The sequence below is a fragment of the Streptomyces sp. NPDC002181 genome (assembly GCF_042890485.1).
Lineage (GTDB): Bacteria > Actinomycetota > Actinomycetes > Streptomycetales > Streptomycetaceae > Streptomyces.
The window spans coordinates 246,424-267,005 of record NZ_JBIASC010000011.1 but is presented as its reverse complement, the minus strand read 5'-3'; the positions used below and the strand labels follow the sequence as shown (position 1 = coordinate 267,005).

The window sequence follows — 20,582 nt, the reverse complement described above, 5'->3', positions numbered from 1 at the left end:
ACTGCCGCATGCTCTGGATTCGAAGGTGTTCCCGCCGGTAGCCGCTCGGACCCAATCCGTCCGGATATGGAAAACGCAGCCTCTAACGTCTCGACCCATGACACAGCTGGACGTACGGCCTCGGGTCGGAGACACGGTGAGCGGCGTCGCCGGCGGCGGGGACGGCGAGGGCGGCGACGGCAACGGCGACGTGCGCGGCAAGGGCCTCGGCAAGGGCTCCGTGGGCCTGGTGGGCAGTGCCGTCATCGGCATCTCCACCGTCGCCCCCGTCTACTGCCTCACCTCGACCCTCGGCTCCACCGCCGGCGAGGTCGGCGTCCAGATGCCGGCGGTCTTCCTGGCCGGCTTCCTGCCGATGCTCCTCGTCGCCTTCGCGTACCGCGAGCTCAACAAGGCCGTACCGGACTGCGGCACCTCCTTCACCTGGACCGTGAAGGCCTTCGGCCCGCGGATCGGCTGGATGTGCGGCTGGGGCCTGGTGATCGCCACGATCATCGTGCTCTCCAACCTGGCCGGCGTCGCCACCTCGTACTTCTGGCTGCTGGCCGGAGAGATCACCGGCAATCCGTCGATCGCGGCCCTGGACGACGACAAGCTCGTCCACATCGCCACCTGCCTCACCCTGATCGCCGCGGCGACCGCCATCAGCTACCGCGGCATGACCGCCACCAAGGGCGTCCAGTACACCCTCGTCGGACTCCAGCTCGCGGTCCTCGCCCTCTTCGTCGCGATGGCCCTCCAGAAGGCCTCGGCCGGCACCTTCGACACCGGCCTGGACTTCTCCTGGCAGTGGATGAACCCCTTCGCGGTCGAGTCCATGGGCGCCTTCACCGCCGGACTCTCCCTCTCGATCTTCATGTACTGGGGCTGGGACGCCTGCCTGGCCACCAACGAGGAGACCACCGGCTCCGCCAAGACCCCCGGCCGCGCCTCGCTCATCGCGATGGTCGTCCTGGTCGGCTCGTACCTGGCCACCGGCATCGCCGCCCAGATGGCCGTCGGCTCCGGCACGTCCGGCCTCGGCCTCGGCAACCCGGAGACCTCCGGCAACGTCTTCGCCGCCCTCGCCGGCCCCGTCATGGGCCCGGCGCTCGGCATCCTGCTCTTCGTCGCCGTCCTCGCCTCGGCGACCGCCTCGCTGCAGACCACGTTCATCCCGGTCGCCCGCACGGTCCTGGCCATGTCCACGTACGAGGCCCTGCCGGCCTCCTACGCCAAGGTCCACCCGCGCTTCAAGACCCCGGGCCGCGCCACCGTCATGGCGGGCGTCGCGACCGGCGCGTTCTACACCGTGATGACCCTCGTCAGCGAGAACGTCCTGACCGACACGATCTTCGCGCTCGGCCTGATGATCTGCTTCTACTACTCGCTGACTGCCTTCGCCTGCGCCTGGTACTTCCGCGGCGAGCTGCGCCGCTCCGCCCGCGACCTGTTCTTCAAGGGCGTCTTCCCGGTCCTCGGCGGACTCCTGCTCGCCGCAGTCTTCCTCAAGACCCTGATCGACATGTGGAACCCGTCGTACGGCTCCGGCTCCACCGTCCTCGGCGTCGGCAGCGTCTTCGTCATCGGCGTCGGCCTCCTGGCCCTCGGCCTGGTGATCATGCTGGTCACGCAGCGCCGCAGCCCGGCCTTCTTCCGCGGGGAGATCCTGACAAAGTCCACCCCGGCCCTGGTGGTCGAAGACTGACCCCGCCGCACACTGGAGAAGTCCCCCCGCGGCCCGGACCGATCCCCCCGATCCGGGCCGCGGACCCAACACCGGGCGTCACCCCCAGGGGGGCCGGGTGGTGACCCTGGGTGGCGGCGGGTCGTTGGGTACGGCATGAACCCCATGAAGCGCCGCCTCGCCGCCCTGGTCCTGACCAGCGGCGCCGCCCTCGCCCTGACCCCCCTCGCCGCCCACGCCGACACGACGGGCCCGACCATCGAGGGGCAGCCCGTCACCAAGCGCATCACCGACATCGCCAACCACCCCGGCCAGGCGGTGGAGGACACGAAGACGGCCCTGGCCGTGACCACCTCCGCCGCCGGCGCCGCCACCCACGCCACCGACACCTCCCTCGCGGGCGCGGGCAACGCCATCGACGGGCTCCCGAAGGCCCCGTCGGTGCGCTGACGCGGCCGTTGACCCCCGCCGTTGACCGCGGCCCGGCGCGGCGGGCCCTCAGGAAGTGTCGGTCGTTGAGCAGGCCATGATCCTGTGGCTGCTCAACACCTTCAGCACGTTCACCCTCGGCATCCTCCTCGTCGGCGGCTTCGTCGCCCTCGCCGTCGGCGGCAGCCTGGCCTCCCGCCGCCGCTTCCCGCACCTGGCCGGCGGCGAGCACAACGAGATGGTCGGCGTGGCCCTCGGCATGTTCGGCGCGATCTACGGGATCATCCTCGCCTTCGTCGTCGTCACGCTCTGGACCCAGCTGGAGAGCACCCAGACCGTCGTCGCCACCGAGGCCACCGACCTCGCCCTCGTCGTCCGCAGCGCCGAGTCCTTCCCGCCCGCCGAACGCGCCCGCGTGGAGCGGGCGGTGGGCGACTACGTGCACGCCGTCGTCGAGGTCCAGTGGCCGATGATGCGCGACGGCCGCCCCAGCTACGAAGCGACCGCCGAGCAGACGCACGGGCTGTACCGGGCGTTCCAGGCGTACGAGCCCTCCGGAACCCGCAACGAGACCTTCTACGAGGAGGCGGTGGGCCGCCTCAACGACGTCGCGGCGCAGCGCCGCGCCCGCATCACGATGGCGGAGACCTCCCTGCCGGTGCTGCTCCAGGTGCTGGTGTACGGGGGCGCCCTCGTGATCCTCCCGCTCACGTTCCTGTTCGGCCTGCGCAGCCTGAAGATGCAGCTGCTGTTCGTCTCGGCGGTGGCGGGTCTGATCGGTTTCAGCCTGCTGCTGGTGATGGCCCTGGACCGCCCCTTCGCGGGCGACCTGAGCGTGAGCCCGGCCCCGTACAAGGAGGCGGCCCTGTCCCAGTTCTGGCGGGCGGGGTAGGACGGGTGGGGTGGGGGCTTCGGGGGGCGGGACTCGTCGACCCGGGGTCGGTGGTGTGTCCGGGGGCGTCCCGGCAGTCCACTGTCCTTCCGTGTCGGGTCGGTCCGTCAAGGGCGCTCCCTGCGGTCGCGTCGCTGCGCGATGGCCTTCGGCCACCCTTGACCGACCGCCCCGCCCCGGAATGCCACAAGACTGCCGGGAAGCCCCCGAAGGAATGGCCGGGAGGATACCGGGCAGGGACGGCCGCGTCAGCGATGCCGGTCGGCGCCCTTCGCAGGCCGCCATCACCCTCCAGGGCCACGGAGCCCGGCCATGACGTCGGGGCGCGTCAGATCGCTACGCGCTCCTCACGTCTCAGCGTCCGACGACCGCCTGTGGCCGGACATGGGCCGCCCAGACGTCATCCACGGATGGCCATGTCGGCGTCTGCGGGCTGCTGGATCCTCATCCCTGCCGGCCGGTTGAGCCGGCCTCCAGGTTTGTCCGAAGGGTGGCCAGGGTCGAGGCGATGCGGGCCAGGTCGTCAGGGGCAACCGTCGCGGTCAGTGAGGCGAGTTCGCTCTCGACGACGGGACGGGCGGCGGACAGCTGCGTCTCACCCTCGGACGTGAGGCGGAGTACGGACGAACGGCGGTCCTGGGGATGTGCGACCCGCAGGCACCAGCCCGCAGCCACCAGCCGGTCGACCGCCTTGCTGACGGCCCCCACGGTGATTGCCACTTCACCCACGATGTCGAGCACGCGGCACCCCGGCACGCGGTCGATGATCTCCAGGAACTCGAACTGTCCGAGGCTCAGCCCTCGTTCGGCTTGCAGCCGGTTGTTCACCGCGTTGTACAGCCGTGTCTCGACGCGGACCAGATCAGTGAAGATCGAAGTGACGTGGCTCACATTGGCCTTCCAATAGATTCCTGGGAATCATCTTCCTTGGAATCCGGTTGGGATCGGTAGATGGATTCCAAGGAATCCATCCTCGCACCCCGACCCGTGGAGGCCCCCATGTCCCGACAGCAGCGCGATGCCTTGGACGCCATACTCCGTTCCCTCCCGCGCAGTGAGGTGCCGCCCACTCCCGAGGAGCAGCGCAGCGGCTTCGCCGCAGCCGCCACCCGTCCCGCGCCGGAGGGCGTGGTCACCCGCAGGACCGTCCTGGGCGGGCGGCCGGCCCTGGAGCTGGAGCCGGCCGAAGCCTCCGGGCGCCTGCTCTACCTGCACGGCGGCGGCTACATCGTCGGCTCCCCGGACACCCACGCAGGTCTGGTCGGTGAGCTGGCCCGCCGCGCCGGACTGCGCGCGACGTCGGTGGACTACCGCCTGGCGCCCGAGCACCCCTTCCCCGCAGCCGTCGACGACGGGCTCGCCGCCTACCGCGAGCTGCTGGAGTCGACCGACCCGCGAGACCTCGTCATGGCCGGCGACTCGGCCGGCGGCGGACTGAGCATCGCCACGCTGCTCGCCGCCCGGGAGGCCGGGCTGCCGCAACCGGCCGCCGTGGTCGTCTTCTCCCCCTGGGTCGACCTCACGCTCTCCGGCGCAAGCATCCGTTCCAAGGAGGGCGCAGACCCCATATTCACCGAGGCCGACGTGCGCGCCTACGCCGACCTCTACGTCGGTGCGGGCGACAGGGCGCATCCCCTGGCCAGCCCGGTGTTCGCCGACCTCACCGGACTGCCCCCACTCCTCGTGCAGGCCGGGGCGAACGAGCTGCTCCTCGACGACGCGGTCCGGCTGGCCGGCCGCGCGGGCGCCGACGGCGTCGAGGTCACCCTCGAAGTCCTCCCCGGTCTCCCACATGTCTTCCAGCACCACTACGGCCGCCTCGACGAGGCGGACGCCGCACTCGACCGCGCCGCCCGCTTCCTCACCGCCCATCAGCCCCGGACGGCCGGCGGACGCCGAGCCGAGAGGAGCGCGTAGCGATCTGTCGCGTCACCCCGGGCTGCATGGGCATCTCATCGCTGCCGGGTGCGGGTAGGGGGCTGAACAGGGTGGCGGGATCCGCGTCCCTGACGCGGGCATGTGGATGACCGTCCCCCTGACCGTTCCTTCGGGGGCTTCCCGGCAGTCTTGTGGCGTTCCGGGGCGGGGCGGTCGGTCAAGGGTGGCCGAAGGCCATCGCGCAGCGACGCGACCGCAGGGAGCGCCCTTGAGGGCCCGGACCGACACGGAAGGACAGTGGACTGCCGGGAAACCCCCGGACTCCCTCTGACGCCGCCCGGCCGGAGCTCAGGCCCCGGTGACCCCGCCCAGGAACGCGGCCCAGGCCGTGGGCGCGACCGCCAGCTCGGGCCCGGCCGTCACCTTCGAGTCCCGGATGTGGACGGCGTCGGCGCACGCGGCGACCTCGACGCAGCTGTCGCCCTCGCTGCCGCTGTACGTCGACTTGTGCCAGGGGAGGGCGATCTCCACGCAGTCGTCGCCCTCGCTGCCGCTGTAGCTGCTCTTGAACCATCGCAACGGTGAGCTGTTCACAGGGATCCTCGCATTCGCATCAACAGGCCCGCGCTATCGGCGGGGTTGAGGGCCTGGATACGAAGTTTGGCATACCGCTGATGGAGCACGCTGATGGCTTTTGCGTCTGAGATGACGACGCCCGTCTTCTGCCCTTCGCTGTAGCCCAGCCACTCGTTGTCCTCGGTTTCGATGAGCCGGAAGGGGCCATCGGTGCCTGCGTGGAGAGGCTGGATCGTCGGCATGATCTGGATGTCGACGTTGGGTAGTTTCGCGCACTCCAGCAGGTGGTCGATCAGCTCCCTCGTGGCCTCCGCTCCGCCGATCCGGCGCTCGATCACCGCCTGTTCGATGATGAAACTGAAAGCGATGTACGGCATGCGCACCAGTAGCTTCTGTCGTTCGGCGCGGGCCGCTATGCGGGCCTCGGCCTCGCCCGGAGTGATCAACGGCGGAACGTTGTCGATCTGCGCCCGCCCATAGGCCTCCGTCTGTAACAGCCCCGGAATCGACCTGCACTCGTACGTATTGAGCGCGACGGCGACGTCCTCCAGTTCAGCCCACCGCCTGAACCATGAGGCGAGCCCCCGTCGTCGTTGCAGCTGCTTCGCCGCGATGCGGATCACCCCGAACGCGTCCAGCGCCTCCTCCGAGCGGCTCACGAACTTCACCGACGGGTGCCGCCGGCCCTGCTCGACCGAGCCGACGTACTGGACCGAGTACCGGACGTGCTCGGCCAGTTGTTCCTGTGTGAGTCCCGCGCGTTTGCGGAAGGCCTTCACGGTCTCCCCGAAGTTCCGCAGGTCGCTGTCCGGCTCGACCTCGCCGTCGCCGCTCTCTTCGTGACTCACCATCGCGGTCACCTCCCGCGTTCAGGTTCACGGGCGGTGACCGCCACTGTCCAGAGCGTGAACTCGTACAGTTGAAAAGTAGCGGTCGACTTTCTGGGAACTGCCCCCCTCACCCGGCACGTTGCTCCCATGACCGCACCCTCTGCACCCTCTGCCTGCCCCCAGACCCCCGCACGCGTGTTCACTCAGCGTTTCAGCAGCACCCGGCGCGGGGCCCGCCTGGCGCGGTGTCTCGCCATGGTCGAGCTGCACGACTGGGGGATCCCGCACCGCAGCCCGCTGTCGGAGGACGCGGAGCGGATCGTCGCCGAGTTCACCGCCAACGCCGTCATCCACGGGAATGCCGCCGGCCGGGACTTCGAACTCAAGCTCACGCTTCTCCAGGGCGTGCTGCGGATCGAGGTGTCCGACGCCCGCCGGGAGCGGCGGCCCGCGCTGCAGCCGCACGCGGACCAGGCCGAGGGCGGTCGCGGCCTGCGGATCGTCGACGCCGTCGCCGCCGACTGGGGCGTCACCGACCGCGTGATCGGCAAGACGGTCTGGGCGGAGCTGACCGTCAGGACGGCCTGGGCCCCTCATGTGGGTGATGGCGGCTGCCGGGATGATTTCGAAGTACTTTCAAAGTTGTGACCGCCGAGAACGCTGTGAACTTCTCCGAACTGGTGAACAAGAACAAGAAGACGCTCGCCCGACTCAAGGAATCGCCGCGGCTGCTCCTGCACCGCAGAGACGGTGAGGACCTGGTCCTCACCACCGCGGCGAGAGCGGAGCAGGATCAGACCGTGGTGTCGGCCGCCACCCGGATGTTGGCCGCGATGGCGCGGCGGGAGCGCGGCAGCACGGAGCTGCTCCTCGACATACTGCCGGATGCGTTTCCCTGGGTGCGCTTCCTGCCCGAGCCCGATGTCCATGCGTTCGCCGTCGAGCTGGTCGACACCATGCGGGCTGCGGACTCCATCGGCAACAGCGCCTCCGTGGCCCAGCTGCTCATCGCGTGGCAGCACACGGCCGAAATCCACTCCGACCCCGAGCTGCTCGACGCGCTGTCCAGGGACCACGATGCCGACTACGGGCCGGTACCCGATCCGCGAGGTGTCGCATGACGGCAGGTCGAGGTACCGGGCACCCGCGAGCCACCGACAGGCGGTAAGCGCGGTCCGGTCGGTGCAGGGCTTCAGGGGCGCCGGCGGGGGGCTTCGTAGGTCGGCTGGTCCGGGCTCGGGAAGTGGAAGGGGACTCCCAGGTGGTCGGCCAGGGCCGTGCCGGCGCGGGTGGCCACCGCGGCGGCCGTGGCCCGGTGGACGGTGGCCAGGTGGTGCTGCCCGGCCGGGGCTTCGGTGACGGCCAGCAGCTCCACGAACCAGTCGTGGACGGTGTCCCCGTCCCAGACGGCCTCCACCGCCACCACGCGCCCGGGGAACCCGGCGGCTCGGGCCGCCAGGGAGTCGAGGTCGACGGGGGAGTCGGGGGTACGGGCCACCCGGTCGCCGAAGTGCGCGTAGCGGGCGGCGACCAGGTCCTGGGCCTCCCTGAGGCCCAGCCCGGAGACGCGTCCGGCCTCCCAGACCGCCCGGACCGCGTACATGTACCGGTCCTGGAGGACGTACCCGTCGGCCTGTTCGCGGACGCCGGCCGGGACGCTCTCCCACCGGAAGCTCACGCGGCGCCCTCCGGGACGAAGACGCTGACCCGGTAGCTCGTCGGGTGGGTGAGGCGGCCGCAGAACTGGTCGATCCGCACGCACTCGGGGTCGAGGTCGCGCTCGGTGTGGAGGCGGCGGACGTACTCCTTCAGCTCCGCGTGCACCTGCGTCGAGAACAGCGGTTCCCAGTGTCCCGGTACGGCCGCCGCCCGGCGGTGGGCACGTTCCCTGCTTCGCTTGCGCTTCTGCTGGCCCGGCATGTGGATCAGCCCCCTTTCGGGGGCCATCGTCGGACCGGCCGTGTCCCCGCGTCGAACGAATTAGAGGTACTGCGCGAAGTCGTCCAGGATGCGCAGGATCTCCGGCTCCCGCTCGGACGGGAGCTGGAGGACGACCTCCTCGATGCCGAGGTCCGCGTAGTGGGCGAGCTTGCCCGGGTTCGGGTGGACCGCGTACGGAACCACCTGGAGGCTCTTGGGGTCGCGGCCCGCGGTCTCCCAGACCTGGCGCAGCACCGGCAGCGATTCGGTCAGGCCGCCCCCGCCGATGGGGAGCCAGCCGTCGGCGTGGTCGGCGATGGCCGCGAAGAGCTTCGGGCCGGCCGCGCCGCCGATCAGGGTGCGGGGTCCGTGGAGGGGGTGGCCGGGGCCGAGTTCGCGCGGGGCCTGGACCGGCTTGGGGTGGGCCTGGCTGGCCTGTACGGAGCAGAACTCGCCGACGTGAGCGGTGGGTTCCGGAGCCCACAGGGCGCGCATCAGGGCCATCCGGTCCCTGACCAGTTCGCGCCGCGTGCGCCACTCGACGCCGTGGTCGGCGGCTTCCTCGACGTTCCAGCCGTAGCCGATCCCGAGGGTGAAGCGGCCGCCGGAGAGGTGGTCGAGGGTGGCGACCTGCTTCGCGAGGGCGATGGGGTCGTGCTGGGTGACGAGGGTGATGCCGGTGCCGAGCGCGAGGCGTTCGGTCACGGCGGAGGCCTGACCGAGGGCGACGAAGGGGTCGAGGGTGCGCCCGTACATCTCGGGGAGGTCGCCGCCCATGGGGGCGGCGGTGTCGCGGGCGACCGGGATGTGGGTGTGCTCGGGGAGGTAGAGCCCGGCGAACCCGCGCTCCTCCAGGGCTCGGGCGAGGCGGACGGGGGAGATCGTGTGGTCCGTCAGGAAGATGGTCGTGGCGATCCGCATGGCTGGGGGCACCTCCGTGGCTCTTCGATGGAGGGCCACGCTACGGCCTGCGCGCGCGATTGTTGAGGGGGCGTCAGGTCTTGCCGACGGGATAGCGGGTCTGCCAGCCGGTGGAGGGGACCTTCGGGCCGTGCAGGGAGGGTCCCTGGGTCATTTCCAGGGCGAAGTCGTCGGCGAGTTCCAGGAGGGTGGCGCGGCCTTCGAGGCCGGCGAGCCAGGCGCCGGGGAGGGCGGTCTCACCGTGCAGGGCGCCGAGCAGGGCCCCGCAGAGGGCGCCGGCGGCGCAGGAGTCGCCGCCGTGGTTGACGGCGAGGCGCAGACCGTGCGGGACGTCCTCGGCGACGAGCGCGCAGTAGACGGCGACGGCGAGGGCGTTCTCGGCGGCGCCGGGTCCCTCGCCGCTGCTGCCCAGGGCCGACACCGTGCTCGCGGAGGGCGTCCCCTGGGGGACGGCCGCCAGTGCCCGCTGGAGGGCGTCGGTGACGGCCTGATGGCCGGGGCGGGCGCCGAGCAGGCCGAGGGAGCGCTGTACGGCCGCGTCGAGGGAGTCGCCGCGGGTCAGGCCGTGGACGATGACGGCGAAGGCGCCGGCGGCGAGGTACGCGGCGGGGTGGCCGTGGCTCTGTGCCGCGCACTCGGTGGAGAGTTGGAGGACGAGCCCGGGCTCCCAGCCGACGAGCAGGCCGAAGGGGGCGGAGCGGGTGGCCGCGGCCGCGTCGCGGGCGTCGGGGTTCTTGGGCTGGTCGAGGGTGCCGAGCGTGTCGTCGGCGAAGCCGGTCAGGCAGGCGCGGTCGGGGCCGCGGCGGGCGTAGAGCCACTCCTGCCGCGCGAGCCAGCCGTTCTCCGTACGGCGCTCGTCGGGGCCCCAGTCGTGCTGGGTGGCGGCCCAGCGCAGGTACGCGCGGTGGATGTCGGTCGGCGGGTGCCAGGCGCCGGTGTCCCGGCGTACGTGGGCACGGATCAGCCCGTCCACGGTGAACAGGGTGAGCTGGGTGGCGGCGGTGACCGTGCCGCGGGGGCCCTGCGGGCCCGGGGCGGGGTCGGCCAGGCCCTGCGGGCCGTGGGCTTCGCGGATGGCTTCGAGGGAGAGTCCGGCCACGGGGGCGCCGAGGGCGTCGCCGACGGCGGATCCGAGGAGCGCCCCGCGGACGCGGCTGCGGAAGTCCTGTTGCTCGGCCCGGCCCCAGAGACCGGCGACGACGCGGGTCCGCCCGCCGAGCGTCCCGCCGGGCTGTGCCGCAGGGCGGGCTCCGCCGACCCGGGCCGCGATCCCGGCCGCGGCCGCGGCGCCGCCCACCGGGCGCGGGCCGGCGCCGGTGCCTGTGCCGGTGCCGGTTGCCGTACCGGTACCAGCGCCGGTCCCCGCACCGGCCGCCGTGCCGGCCACCGTGCTGGTTCCCGCACCGGCCACCGCACCGGCCACCGCACCGGTCCCCGCACCGGTCCCCGCACCGGTTTCGGCGCCGGGACTCGGCGGCACGGAGTGCTTCTCGGTCGTCGTGTCGTCCATCGCGATCCCCCTGCCCCGCCCCGGCATGCTCTGGCGCGCACTGTAATGGACACGTCTGATCGAATCCGGAACCGGGGCGTCCAGCAAGCCTCATGTACGCACGGAACGGCTGGAATCCGTAGGTCGTTCCTTCGACATCTCGATCACATCCGGTCTGAACCGGTCGACAGAAGTCCAGGTGGCGACCCTTGATCGATAAGTGGCACGTTTTGCCACTCGCCTTGGAGCTGGCCGGTTTCGGCCATGTCTCGTTCATGCACAGTTATCCGACGGCCAACAGCCTCAAGGGCATGAAGAAGGCACTCCTCGCCGCGACCGTCGTCGCCTCCGCGCTCACCGCTTCCCTGGTCGCAGCCCCCGCCGCCACCGCCGCCTCGGCCTCCACCGGCTGGGACCTCCCCTGGAGCAACCACCACAGCCGCACCACCTCCATACCCTTCACCGAGGCCACCGTCACCGCCGGCGCGGACGGCCGGTTCACGCTGAAGTGGAAGGCCCAGGGCGTCAAGCGGGTCGAGATCAAGGCGAACGGCAAGGTCGTCGCCAAGGGCGGCGCGCAGGGCACCGCCGTGGTCTCCGGCCTGCCCGCCGCCGACCGCCAGTGGTTCGACTTCAAGCCCGACCGCGGGGAGGGCCTGCGCCTCGCCGACCGCCTCATCACGCTCGAAGGCGCGGTCAACTTCCGCGACGCGGGCGGCTACCGCACCACCACCGGCCAGTGGGTCAAGATGGGCGAGGTCTACCGCTCCGACGCCCTCGACAAGCTGACCGCCGCCGACCTGGCCAAGCTCCAGCGCCTGCGCGTCAAGAACGTCTTCGACCTCCGCATGGAGAGCGAGCGCGCCACCGCCCCCGACAAGGTCCCGGCCGGCGCCAAGTACACCGTCGCCGACGTCTTCGCGGGCTCCGGCTCCTTCCAGGTTCTGCCCAAGTCCCCCGACGAGGCCGTCAAGGCCATGGTCGACGCCGAAAAGGCGATGGTCAGCGGCGAGGGTGGCAAGAAGGCCTACGATCAGGTCTTCGAGGGCCTGGAGCGCGACCGTGACCGCGCCGTCCTCTTCCACTGCACCGCCGGCAAGGACCGCACCGGCTGGGCGAACGCCGCCCTGCTGACCGCCCTCGGCGTACCGGGCGACACCGTCATGGCCGACTACCTGGCCAGCAACGACTACCGCAAGGCCGCCAACGACGCGGTCCTGTCGCACCTGCCGGCCCCGCAGGCCGCCGTCTACAAGCCGATGCTCGACGTCCGCGCCGAGTACCTGAACTCCGGCTACGACGAGGTCAAGGCCAAGTACGGCACCTTCGACCGCTACCTCAAGGACGGGCTCGGCGTCGACTCCCGCGAGCTGAAGCAGCTCAAGAAGGACCTCCTCGTCGGCTGATCCACCGGCCGGAGGGAACGGCGAAGGGGCCCGGCCGGGAAACGATCCCGGCCGGGCCCCTTCGGGCGTACGGCTCTCAGTCGAGCACCGGCAGCAGCTCCGGCAGGTGACCGTCCGAGGCGCGCGCCGCCTGCTGCCGCTCCTGCGGCACCTCCCCGTACAGCGTCGTCCGGGCCTTCGCGGGCCGGCCCGCGGCCTCCGCGACCGCGATGAGGTCCCGTACGGACTTGTACGAGCCGTAACTCGACCCCGCCATACGGGAGATGGTCTCCTCCATCAGCGTCCCGCCGAGGTCGTTGGCCCCGGAGCGCAGCATCTCGGCCGCGCCCTCCGCACCCAGCTTCACCCAGCTCGTCTGGATGTTGGTGATGTGCGGGTGCAGCAGGATCCTGGCCATCGCCGTCACCGCGCGGTTGTCGCGGACCGTCGGACCGGGCCGGGCGATGCCCGCCAGGTACACCGGCGCGTTGGTGTGGATGAACGGCAGCGTCACGAACTCCGTGAAACCGCCGGTCTGCTGCTGGATCCGCGCCAGCGTGCGGAAGTGCCCCAGCCAGTGCCGCGGCTGGTCCACGTGCCCGTACATCATGGTCGACGAGGAGCGGATCCCCAGCTCGTGCGCCGTCGTGATGACGTCGATCCAGTCCGCCGTCGGCAGCTTGCCCTTGGTCAGCACCCAGCGGACCTCGTCGTCCAGGATCTCCGCCGCCGTACCCGGGATGGAGTCCAGTCCGGCCTCCTTGGCCGCCGTCAGCCACTCCCGTACGGACATCCCCGTCCGCGTCGCCCCGTTGACGACTTCCATCGGCGAGAACGCGTGCACGTGCATCCCCGGCACCCGCTTCTTCACCGCGCGCGCGATGTCGAAGTACGCCGTCCCCGGCAGGTCCGGGTGGATGCCGCCCTGCATGCACACCTCGACCGCGCCCACGTCCCAGGCCTGGGCGGCCCGGTCGGCGACCTGGTCCAGCGACAGCGTGTACGCGTCGGCGTCCGTGCGGCGCTGCGCGAAGGCGCAGAAGCGGCAGCCGGTGTAGCAGACGTTCGTGAAGTTGATGTTCCGGGTGACGATGTACGTGACCTCGTCGCCCACCACCGACTTGCGCAGGTCGTCCGCGATCCGGCACAGCGCGTCGAGCGCCGGCCCGTCCGCGTGCAGCAGGGCGAGGGCCTGGTCGTCGGTCAGCTTCGTCGGATCGTCGGCGGCCTGGGCGAGCGCCGCCCGCACGTCGGTGTCGATGCGCTGGGGGACCATGCCGGGGGCGGCCGCCTCGCGCAGCGCCTCCCAGTCCCCGTAGACGTCGTCGAAGTCCTCGCGCCGGTCCCCGGTGCGGCCCTCGGTGTCGATGGTGGCGTGCAGATCGGTGCGCCCGTACGAGCCGAACCCCTCCTCCGGCTCCTGCCAGGGGTGCCCGACGACCTCGGCGTCCGGGTTCGCGAGGCCCGTCTGCGGATCGGCCAGCGCCCGTACGTGCGGCAGCAGCCGCGGGTCCAGCCACGGTTCGCCGCGCTGCACGAACTCCGGGTACACGCACAGCCGCTCGCGCAGCTCGAAGCCGGCCGCCGCGGACTGCTCGGCCAGTGCGTCGATCTGCGGCCACGGCCGCTCGGGGTTCACGTGGTCGGGGGTCAGCGGCGAGACGCCGCCCCAGTCGTCGATGCCGGCGCCGATCAGGCGCGCGTACTCCCCGTCGACCAGGTTCGGCGGGGCCTGGATGCAGCCGGAGGGGCCCATGATGTGCCGGGCGACGGCGACCGTGGCGACGAGGTCGTCGAGTTCGGCGTCGGGCATGCCGCGCATCGCCGTGTCCGGCTTGGCGCGGAAGTTCTGGATGATCAGCTCCTGCACGCCGTGGTACGAGCGCGCCACGCGGCGCAGCGCGAAGAGTGACTCGGCGCGCTCCTCGCAGGTCTCCCCGATCCCGATGAGCAGCCCGGAGGTGAAGGGCACGGAGGAGCGTCCGGCGTCCTCCAGCACGCGCAGGCGTACGGCCGGCTCCTTGTCGGGGGAGCCGTGGTGCGGGCCGCCGGGCTCCGACCACAGGCGGGTGGCCGTGGTCTCCAGCATCATGCCCATCGAGGGCGCGACGGGCTTGAGCCGCTGGAAGTCGGCCCAGGACATCACGCCGGGGTTCAGGTGCGGGAGGAGTCCGGTCTCCTCCAGGATCAGGATGGAGATGGCCCGCACGTACGAGATGGTGTCGCTGTAGCCCGCCGCCTCCAGCCACTCGCGGGCCTCGGGCCAGCGGTCCTCGGGCTTGTCGCCGAGCGTGATGAGCGCTTCCTTGCAGCCCAGCGCGGCGCCCCGGCGGGCGATGTCGAGCACCTCGTCGGGGGACATGAACATCCCGTGGCCGGCCCGCCGGAGCTTGCCGGGGACGGTGGCGAACGTGCAGTAGTGGCACTTGTCGCGGCACAGGCGGGTGAGGGGGATGAAGACGCTCTTCGAGTACGTGATGACGCCGGGCCGCCCGGCGGCCGCGAGGCCGGCGTCGCGGACCCGGGCGGCGGAGGCGGCGAGGTCTTCGAGGTCGTCGCCGCGCGCCTGGAGGAGTACGGCCGCCTCGGTCGCGTCGAGCGCGACGCCGTCGCGGGCTCGCCTGAGCGCGCGGCGCATCGCGTTTTCGGTCGGAGTCGTCATGCGGTGAGCATACGAGCCGACATCCCCACCGTGAGGTGGCGCAGGGGGCTCATCGCATCAGCTCACCGGCGTTGACCAGCAGGGACTGGCCGGTTATCGCCCGTGCCCGGTCGGAGGCGAGGAAGGCGGCGGCGTCGGCGACGTCCCCGTCGGTGGCCAGGTCGGGCAGCGCCATGCGCTCTGTGAGCCGGGCGTGCACCTCGGCTTCGGGGACGCCTTCGGTGTGCGCGGTGAAGGTGACGAAGGCCTGGACGGGCGGCCCCCACATCCAGCCGGGGAGAACGGTGTTGACCCGGATCCGGTGCGGGCCGAGCTCGCGGGCCATCGAGTACATGGCGGAGGTGAGCGCCCCCTTGGAGGCGGCGTACGCGGCCTGCTGCACCTCGTTGGGCGCGGCGACGGCGGACTGCGTCCCGATGATGACGACGGATCCGCCGCCCTCCTTGAGGGCGGGCAGGCAGGCCCGGGTCATGCGCAGGGTGCCGAGCAGGTTGACGTCGAGGATCTGCTGCCAGGTCCCGAAGTCGGCGTCTTCGAGCCCGCCGAAGTAGGAGTCCCAGGCGGCGACGTGCACGACGGCGTCGATCCCGCCGAACCGCTCCTGCGCGAGGGCGGCGAGGGCCGCGCACTGCGCCTCGTCCGATATGTCGGTGGACAGGTGGGCGGTGTGCCGGCCGTCGGGGTCGATCTCGGCGGCGGACTTGGCGAGATTGGCCTCGGTGCGCGCGCCGAGGACGGCGTTCCCGCCGTCCCGTACGACGGCGGCGGCCACCTGGTGTCCGAGCCCGGCCCCGACGCCGGAGACGATGACGGTCTTCCCTTGCAGCAGCATGCGCGTGCCTCCCGGCGCCGGCCCTGTACGTGACGGTGCGTCAGATTACGGGGGTGGTGCCGAGGAGGGAAGGGGGCGGACCGGACCCGTCCCGTGTGTGTGCGGAGGCCCGGGCCGAAGCGTTTCGCCGTCGTTCGATCGGCGTAACGCCGCTGTTCGGGCCGGGTCTGGCGAAGGTGCGTGGCGGTGCCGGGAGGGGCGGTTCGGCACGTGGCCAAAGACCAAAGAACCGGGGGAAAGAACCAGACCAACCCCCTCCAGCCTCCCTGTTCGACCGCAATCGCTCGGATGGGTGAATCTGTCCAACTCGACTGGATTCGCGTGGGGTTGGCTGGCATATGCTCGCCGCGACAACTCCAGAACATGAGACGGCCCCCGGCGGGACTGCAATCCCGGCCGGGGGCCTGATCCACGAGGAAGAGAACAGCTTCCCAATGGCTTTCCAGAAGCTTAGCCGGGCCCTGCCCGCATCACCCCGCGCTCCGCGCGGAACCGCCCGATCCGGTGGCGTTTCCGGCGTCAGGCACACCAATGTCCCCCTCAGGGGCGACTTCACGGTCGTGAGCAACCGGCTCGCCCAGCACGGGCAGTTGTCGCTCCTGGCGATCGGCACCGCCCTCCACATCCAGTCGCTGCCCGAGGGCGCCCAGGTCAGCATCCGGGCCCTGGCCGAGCGCTTCCCCGAGACCGAGCACCGCATCGGGCGGGCGCTGCGGGAGCTGGAGGCGGCCGGCTTCCTGTGCCGCACGCGCCTGCGGACGGTCGACGGCAAGGTGGTCACCCGCACCGTGTCGTACAACCTGCCCCTGGCGGACACCCCGCCGGCAGATGCCCCGCCGGAGCGCGACCCGGACCCGGAGCCACCGGACCCGGAACCGGGGCCGGACCCGGAACCGGGGCCGCCGAGCGCCGACCCCGAACCGCGTGCGTCCACACCCGCACCCGCACCCGCACCCGCGCCGGAGCCGGTGTCCGGCACCGAACCGCCGGGTGATCCCGTACGGGACCCGGGGTGCGCCCGGGCCGTCCTGCGGGCGGCCCGGGAGCTGCTGGCCGGGCTGCGGACCCGCGAACCGCGCCTGCTGCTCGCCGAGCGGGACGTCGAGCGGCTCGCGCCCGCGCTCGTGGAGTGGCTGGACCGCGGGGCCGCGCCCGAGGCCGTACGCCGCGCCCTCACCGCGGACGTACCGTACGACCTGCGCAATCCGGCCGGGCTGATCGCCTACCGGCTGCGCGCCGCCATCCCGCCCCCGCTGCCCGAACGCGACCGGGGGCCCGTCACCACGCCGCCGCCCGACCGGCTCGTTCACCCCTTCCAGACCTGCGACGGCTGCGAACGCGCCTTCCGCGCCCCGACCCCCGGGCGCCGCTGCGGCGACTGCACGGCCGAGGGGCGAAGGGCCGCCTAGCCCGAAGGTGCCCGCTACGCGGCGGCGTCGGGGGAGTGGGCCGCCACCGCGTCGGCCAGCCGGGCAAGCCCCTCCGCGATCTCGGCCGGGGTGTGCGTCGTGAACGACAGGCGCAGGGTGCGGGGGTCCGGGGTGCCCGTGTGGAAGGGGGCGCCGGGGACGAAGGCCACGCCGCGGGAGATCGCCGCCGGCAGCAGGGCGCCCGCGTCGTGGCCCTCGGGCAGGCGGGCCCACACGAACATGCCGCCCTCGGGGCGGTTCCACTCCGAGCCCTCCGGCAGGGCCGCGCCCAGAGCCGCCAGCAGCGCGTCGCGCCGTTCCCGGTAGGCCGTGCGGACCGTGGCGACGTGGGCGTCGAGGTCGGCGGTCCGCAGATAGTGGGCCGCCGCCAGCTGGTCCACGGTCGAGGTGTGCAGGTCCGCCGCCTGCTTGGCCACCGCCGCAGCCCGCCGCAGCGCCTCCGGCGCCCGCAGCCAGCCCAGCCGCAGCCCCGGGGCCATGACCTTCGAGAAGCTCCCGAGAAGCGCCGTACGGTCCTCCGCCCCCGGATGCGCCGCGAGCCACGGGACCTCCGCCCCCTCGAACCGGAGCTCCCCGTACGGGTCGTCCTCCACCAGCCACAGCCCGCGCCGGGCCGCGATCTCCGCCACCGCCGCCCGCCGTGCGCCCGGCAGGGTGCGCCCGGTCGGGTTCTGGAACGTGGGCACCGAGTACAGGAGCTTCGGCCGCTCCCGGGCCACGATCTCCTCCAGCTCGTCGGGCAGCATGCCCTCCCCGTCGCAGGGCACGGGTATGACCCGCGCCCCGGCCAGGCCGAAGCACTGGAGGGCCGCCAGGTACGTGGGGTTCTCGACGAGGACGGCGTCGCCCGGTTCCACCAGCGTCGAGGTGATCAGGGTGAGGGCCTGCTGGGAGCCCGTGGTGACCACCAGGTCGTCCGCTCCGGTCTTCAGCCCCCGGGCCGTCACCCGCGCGGCCACCGCCTCGCGCAGCTCCGGCGCGCCCTCGGTGGTCGAGTACTGGAGCGCCCGGGGGGCGGATTCCGCGAAGGCGGCGTCGTACGCGGCCCGCAGGCCCTCCGTGTCGAAGAGCTCGGGCGCGGGCAGGCCGCCGGCGAAGGAGATCACCCCCGGGCGTGCGGTGAGGGCGAGGATCTCGCGGATGGGGGACCCGGCGACGGCCGTGGCGCGGGCGGCGAACGCGGGCGGGGGGAGGGCGGTGGTCGCGTACATGCTGCTCCTTCGGGGGAGGCGGGTGCGCGCATCCTAGACGCGGAAGCATGTAGACAGCACCTATGTGTCAGGGAGTGGAACGCGCCCCGGGGTCTCGTCATCTGACGCCACATCAGCTAGACCCTTGGGCATGACGACACACGAGCACCGCGAGGACGCCCGGACCGAGGACTACGCCGCGCTGGCGGCCGTCGGCCCGTACGGGGTCCGCCCCGGCCACGCGCTGATCACCATGGTGGAGCCGCATCCGGGCCACGAGTACGCGTACAACCGCTGGTACGAGGACGACCACTACTACGCCGGCGCCATGGCCATGCCCTGGATGTACGCGGGCCGCCGCTGGGTCGCCACCCGCGAGCTCCAGGAGCTGCGCTACCCGGAGAAGTCGGCCGTCGCCCAGCCCGTCACCGCCGGCTGCTACATCTCCACGTACTGGGTCACCGAGGGCCGCTACGACGAGCACATGAAGTGGACGGTCGGCATCAACAAGCGGCTGAACCGGGACGGCCGCGTCTACCAGGACCGCACCCACGTGTTCACGTCCTTCCAGGACCACGAGGCGACGGTCTACCGCGACGGGGCGGCGGGCCCGCGGGACTTCCACGCCCTCGACCACCCGTACTCCGGCCTGGTCCTCCAGGTCGTCGACGCCGACGGCCCCGAGCAGCGGGCGGAGCTGCTGGAGTGGCTGCGCTCGCGCGCCCTGCCGAAGCGGCTGCACGGATCGCCGGCCGCGATGGTGACGGTCTTCCGGCCGACTCCGCTGCCCGGAGACCGGATGACGTACGTCAAGCAGGTCGAGGGGGTCGACACCCGGCTGACGCTGCTGTGGTTCCTGGAGGCCGATCCGCGCACCTGCTGGGACCGGTTCCGGGGCCTGGACGCCGAGGTGGCGGAGGCCGGGCTGGGGCGGGTGGAGCTGGTGGCGCCGTTCATCCCGACGGTGCCGGGGACGGACCGGTACGTGGGGGAGCTCCGGTAGGCGGATCCGGATCCGGACATGGCCGAGCCCCCTCGGCCGGGACGGCGGGCCAGTCGAGAGGGCTTCAGTCAGTGGTGCAGGTGGTGCTGGTGGTGCAGTCGTGGCGCGTGATGCAGAGGAGGGGGCGGCGGGGCCGTACGCCGTGACGTTCAGGCGAGGCGCCCCAGCCGGCCCTCGGTGACGTCGGCGACGAAGGAGGTCCAGGAACCGGGCGCGAAGGTGAGGGACGGACCGTCCTGCACCTTCGAGTCGCGGACCGCGATGGCCTCCACGACCGGGGACTTGACCTCGACGCAAGCGCCGTTTCCGCCGGAGTAGGAGGACTTGATCCAGTTGTCCGTGGCGCCCTGACGAATAGCCATGTTTCTCTCCGGTTCAGCGAGTTGTGCCAGTGAGGTGTCGGCCATTTCGCTTCCCTGACCGACGTGATCGACGCTACCGGCACCTCCGGACAGGTGAAGGGGTCATTCACCCGACCGAGTGGCATATTCCATTCAGGACTTCTGTGGCTGGGGAGTGACGGTGTACCGTACCGGCCTCCCTCGCCACCTGCCCGGTTTTCTCCCCTTTTACCCTGTTCTCTGCTTCTACCGCCCCTTGCCCGCGTACTCGCCGATGATCTCGGCGATGAACTGCCGCGTCTGTTCCACGTTGAGGGCCTGGGCGCGCAGGTGCTCGTACATCACGCTGTACTTCTGGACGTCGTTGGCCTTCTCCAGGTACAGGTCGCTCGTCACGCCCTCGATGTAGACCACCGTCGAGTCCGACGCGTCCGGGAACTCCAGGATCGCGTACTGGCCGTTCACGCCCGGGTGGGCGCCCATCGAGAACGGCATCACCTGCACGGTGATGTACGGCTGTTCGGACTGCTCTATCAAGTACTCCAGCTGTTTGATCATCAGCTGGGGGTCTCCCACGTGCCGGCGCAGCGCGGCTTCGTCGATGACCGCCCACAACCGCAACGGACCGACGTCCGGATTGTTGTTGTCCGTCTCGGAGAGCCGTTTCTGCCGGTGCATGCGCACTTGTACGCGCTTCTCGACATCGACCGGAGCGGTCTCGGGCAGCGCGCCGCGGATGAGGGCCTGGGCGTACTCCGGGGTCTGGAGCAGGCCGGGCACCATCTGGGGTTCGTAGGTGCGCAGGCTGGCGGCATCGGTCTCCAGGCCGATGTACACGCTGTACGGGATGTCGCCGAAGGCGTGCCACCACCCCTGCTGGCGGGAGTCCTTGGCCATCTGCATGAGGGAGTCGACGAGCCGGCGGTCCTCGACCTCGTACACGTCGCACAGGTCGCGGACGTCGCGCTGGCTGATGGAACGGCGGCCGTTCTCCAGCCTGCTGATCTTCGACTGGGAGACGAGCAGGCGTTCGGCGACCTGTTCGGCCGTCATGCCCTTGTCTTCGCGGAGCTTGCGCAACTCCATGCCCAGTCGGCGGCGTCGGACGGTGGGATTGACATTGGACGCCACTTGAACG

Annotated in this window: 21 protein-coding genes; 9 read left to right on the top strand and 12 right to left on the bottom strand. The window is 71.7% G+C overall.

The features are described from left to right. Positions 1–97 precede the first annotated feature (97 nt). From ACFYXV_RS25725 to ACFYXV_RS25715, 3 genes are all read left to right on the top strand, one after another. Positions 98–1,687 carry an APC family permease gene (locus ACFYXV_RS25725; RefSeq protein WP_385474869.1) on the top strand — a complete coding sequence of 530 codons (1,590 nt, stop codon included), beginning with the start codon at positions 98–100 and terminating at the stop codon, positions 1,685–1,687. Positions 1,688–1,822: 135 nt separating this feature from the next. Continuing rightward, positions 1,823–2,116 carry a hypothetical protein gene (locus ACFYXV_RS25720; RefSeq protein WP_385474871.1) on the top strand — a complete coding sequence of 98 codons (294 nt, stop codon included), beginning with the start codon at positions 1,823–1,825 and terminating at the stop codon, positions 2,114–2,116. Positions 2,117–2,192: 76 nt separating this feature from the next. After that, positions 2,193–2,987 carry a DUF4239 domain-containing protein gene (locus tag ACFYXV_RS25715; protein ID WP_389384154.1) on the top strand — a complete coding sequence of 265 codons (795 nt, stop codon included), beginning with the start codon at positions 2,193–2,195 and terminating at the stop codon, positions 2,985–2,987. A gap of 444 nt (positions 2,988–3,431) precedes the next feature. Here ACFYXV_RS25715 and ACFYXV_RS25710 read toward each other — a convergent pair whose 3' ends face one another. Further along, positions 3,432–3,878: a MarR family winged helix-turn-helix transcriptional regulator gene (locus ACFYXV_RS25710; RefSeq protein ID WP_385474872.1), complete on the bottom strand. Its 447-nt coding sequence runs from the start codon at positions 3,876–3,878 to the stop codon at positions 3,432–3,434. Between the two features lie 108 nt (positions 3,879–3,986). On the opposite strand from ACFYXV_RS25710, the gene ACFYXV_RS25705 reads away from it, so the two are divergent. Beyond that, positions 3,987–4,904, top strand: a complete 918-nt coding sequence (locus ACFYXV_RS25705; protein ID WP_389384136.1) for an alpha/beta hydrolase — start codon at positions 3,987–3,989, stop codon at positions 4,902–4,904. Between the two features lie 309 nt (positions 4,905–5,213). Here the strand turns inward: ACFYXV_RS25705 and ACFYXV_RS25700 are convergent, their stop codons facing one another. Continuing rightward, complete coding sequence (locus ACFYXV_RS25700) at positions 5,214–5,459, bottom strand: DUF397 domain-containing protein (protein WP_385474876.1); 246 nt, start codon at positions 5,457–5,459, stop codon at positions 5,214–5,216. Continuing rightward, complete coding sequence (locus ACFYXV_RS25695; RefSeq protein WP_385474877.1) at positions 5,456–6,292, bottom strand: Scr1 family TA system antitoxin-like transcriptional regulator; 837 nt, start codon at positions 6,290–6,292, stop codon at positions 5,456–5,458. Before ACFYXV_RS25695 ends, ACFYXV_RS25700 begins: the two co-directional genes overlap by 4 nt. 174 nt (positions 6,293–6,466) lie before the next feature. On the opposite strand from ACFYXV_RS25695, the gene ACFYXV_RS25690 reads away from it, so the two are divergent. Further along, on the top strand, positions 6,467–6,919 hold the full coding sequence (locus tag ACFYXV_RS25690) for an ATP-binding protein (protein ID WP_389384135.1): 453 nt from the start codon (positions 6,467–6,469) through the stop codon (positions 6,917–6,919). Further along, positions 6,916–7,392, top strand: coding sequence for a hypothetical protein (locus tag ACFYXV_RS25685; RefSeq protein ID WP_389384134.1), 477 nt, complete (start codon positions 6,916–6,918; stop codon positions 7,390–7,392). The genes ACFYXV_RS25690 and ACFYXV_RS25685 overlap by 4 nt, the downstream gene beginning before the upstream one ends. Before the next feature lie 71 nt (positions 7,393–7,463). On the opposite strand, the gene ACFYXV_RS25680 is transcribed toward ACFYXV_RS25685, so the two are convergent. The 4 genes from ACFYXV_RS25680 to ACFYXV_RS25665 form a co-directional block, all read right to left on the bottom strand. Beyond that, positions 7,464–7,949: a hypothetical protein gene (locus ACFYXV_RS25680; RefSeq protein ID WP_385474881.1), complete on the bottom strand. Its 486-nt coding sequence runs from the start codon at positions 7,947–7,949 to the stop codon at positions 7,464–7,466. Further along, entirely contained in the window at positions 7,946–8,191 is a 246-nt protein-coding gene (locus ACFYXV_RS25675; RefSeq protein WP_385474883.1) for a hypothetical protein, read from the bottom strand. Before ACFYXV_RS25675 ends, ACFYXV_RS25680 begins: the two co-directional genes overlap by 4 nt. Positions 8,192–8,251: 60 nt before the next feature. Continuing rightward, positions 8,252–9,112: a TIGR03619 family F420-dependent LLM class oxidoreductase gene (locus ACFYXV_RS25670; RefSeq protein WP_389384133.1), complete on the bottom strand. Its 861-nt coding sequence runs from the start codon at positions 9,110–9,112 to the stop codon at positions 8,252–8,254. A gap of 73 nt (positions 9,113–9,185) precedes the next feature. After that, positions 9,186–10,382: an ADP-ribosylglycohydrolase family protein gene (locus tag ACFYXV_RS25665; protein WP_389384153.1), complete on the bottom strand. Its 1,197-nt coding sequence runs from the start codon at positions 10,380–10,382 to the stop codon at positions 9,186–9,188. A gap of 530 nt (positions 10,383–10,912) precedes the next feature. On the opposite strand from ACFYXV_RS25665, the gene ACFYXV_RS25660 reads away from it, so the two are divergent. Then, a complete protein-coding gene (locus tag ACFYXV_RS25660) occupies positions 10,913–12,007 on the top strand; it encodes a tyrosine-protein phosphatase (RefSeq protein WP_389384132.1) in 1,095 nt (364 codons plus the stop codon). Positions 12,008–12,083: 76 nt separating this feature from the next. Here the strand turns inward: ACFYXV_RS25660 and ACFYXV_RS25655 are convergent, their stop codons facing one another. Together ACFYXV_RS25655 and ACFYXV_RS25650 are read right to left on the bottom strand one after the other, a co-directional pair. Next, positions 12,084–14,648 carry a bifunctional FO biosynthesis protein CofGH gene (locus ACFYXV_RS25655; protein ID WP_389384131.1) on the bottom strand — a complete coding sequence of 855 codons (2,565 nt, stop codon included), beginning with the start codon at positions 14,646–14,648 and terminating at the stop codon, positions 12,084–12,086. A 49-nt stretch (positions 14,649–14,697) separates the two neighbouring features. After that, entirely contained in the window at positions 14,698–15,480 is a 783-nt protein-coding gene (locus ACFYXV_RS25650; RefSeq protein ID WP_385474891.1) for an SDR family oxidoreductase, read from the bottom strand. Positions 15,481–16,040: 560 nt separating this feature from the next. Between ACFYXV_RS25650 and ACFYXV_RS25645 the strand changes: the two genes are divergently transcribed. Continuing rightward, positions 16,041–16,889 carry a helix-turn-helix domain-containing protein gene (locus tag ACFYXV_RS25645; RefSeq protein ID WP_389384130.1) on the top strand — a complete coding sequence of 283 codons (849 nt, stop codon included), beginning with the start codon at positions 16,041–16,043 and terminating at the stop codon, positions 16,887–16,889. Between the two features lie 14 nt (positions 16,890–16,903). Here the strand turns inward: ACFYXV_RS25645 and ACFYXV_RS25640 are convergent, their stop codons facing one another. Next, positions 16,904–18,121, bottom strand: a complete 1,218-nt coding sequence (locus ACFYXV_RS25640; protein WP_389384129.1) for a PLP-dependent aminotransferase family protein — start codon at positions 18,119–18,121, stop codon at positions 16,904–16,906. 130 nt (positions 18,122–18,251) lie between these two features. Here ACFYXV_RS25640 and ACFYXV_RS25635 point away from each other — a divergent pair, with 130 nt between their 5' ends. After that, entirely contained in the window at positions 18,252–19,103 is an 852-nt protein-coding gene (locus ACFYXV_RS25635) for a hypothetical protein (protein WP_385474897.1), read from the top strand. Between the two features lie 149 nt (positions 19,104–19,252). Here ACFYXV_RS25635 and ACFYXV_RS25630 read toward each other — a convergent pair whose 3' ends face one another. Together ACFYXV_RS25630 and ACFYXV_RS25625 are read right to left on the bottom strand one after the other, a co-directional pair. Further along, positions 19,253–19,465: a DUF397 domain-containing protein gene (locus ACFYXV_RS25630; protein WP_048474551.1), complete on the bottom strand. Its 213-nt coding sequence runs from the start codon at positions 19,463–19,465 to the stop codon at positions 19,253–19,255. Positions 19,466–19,690: 225 nt separating this feature from the next. Next, positions 19,691–20,575: a helix-turn-helix domain-containing protein gene (locus tag ACFYXV_RS25625; RefSeq protein ID WP_383337884.1), complete on the bottom strand. Its 885-nt coding sequence runs from the start codon at positions 20,573–20,575 to the stop codon at positions 19,691–19,693. Positions 20,576–20,582 lie beyond the last annotated feature (7 nt).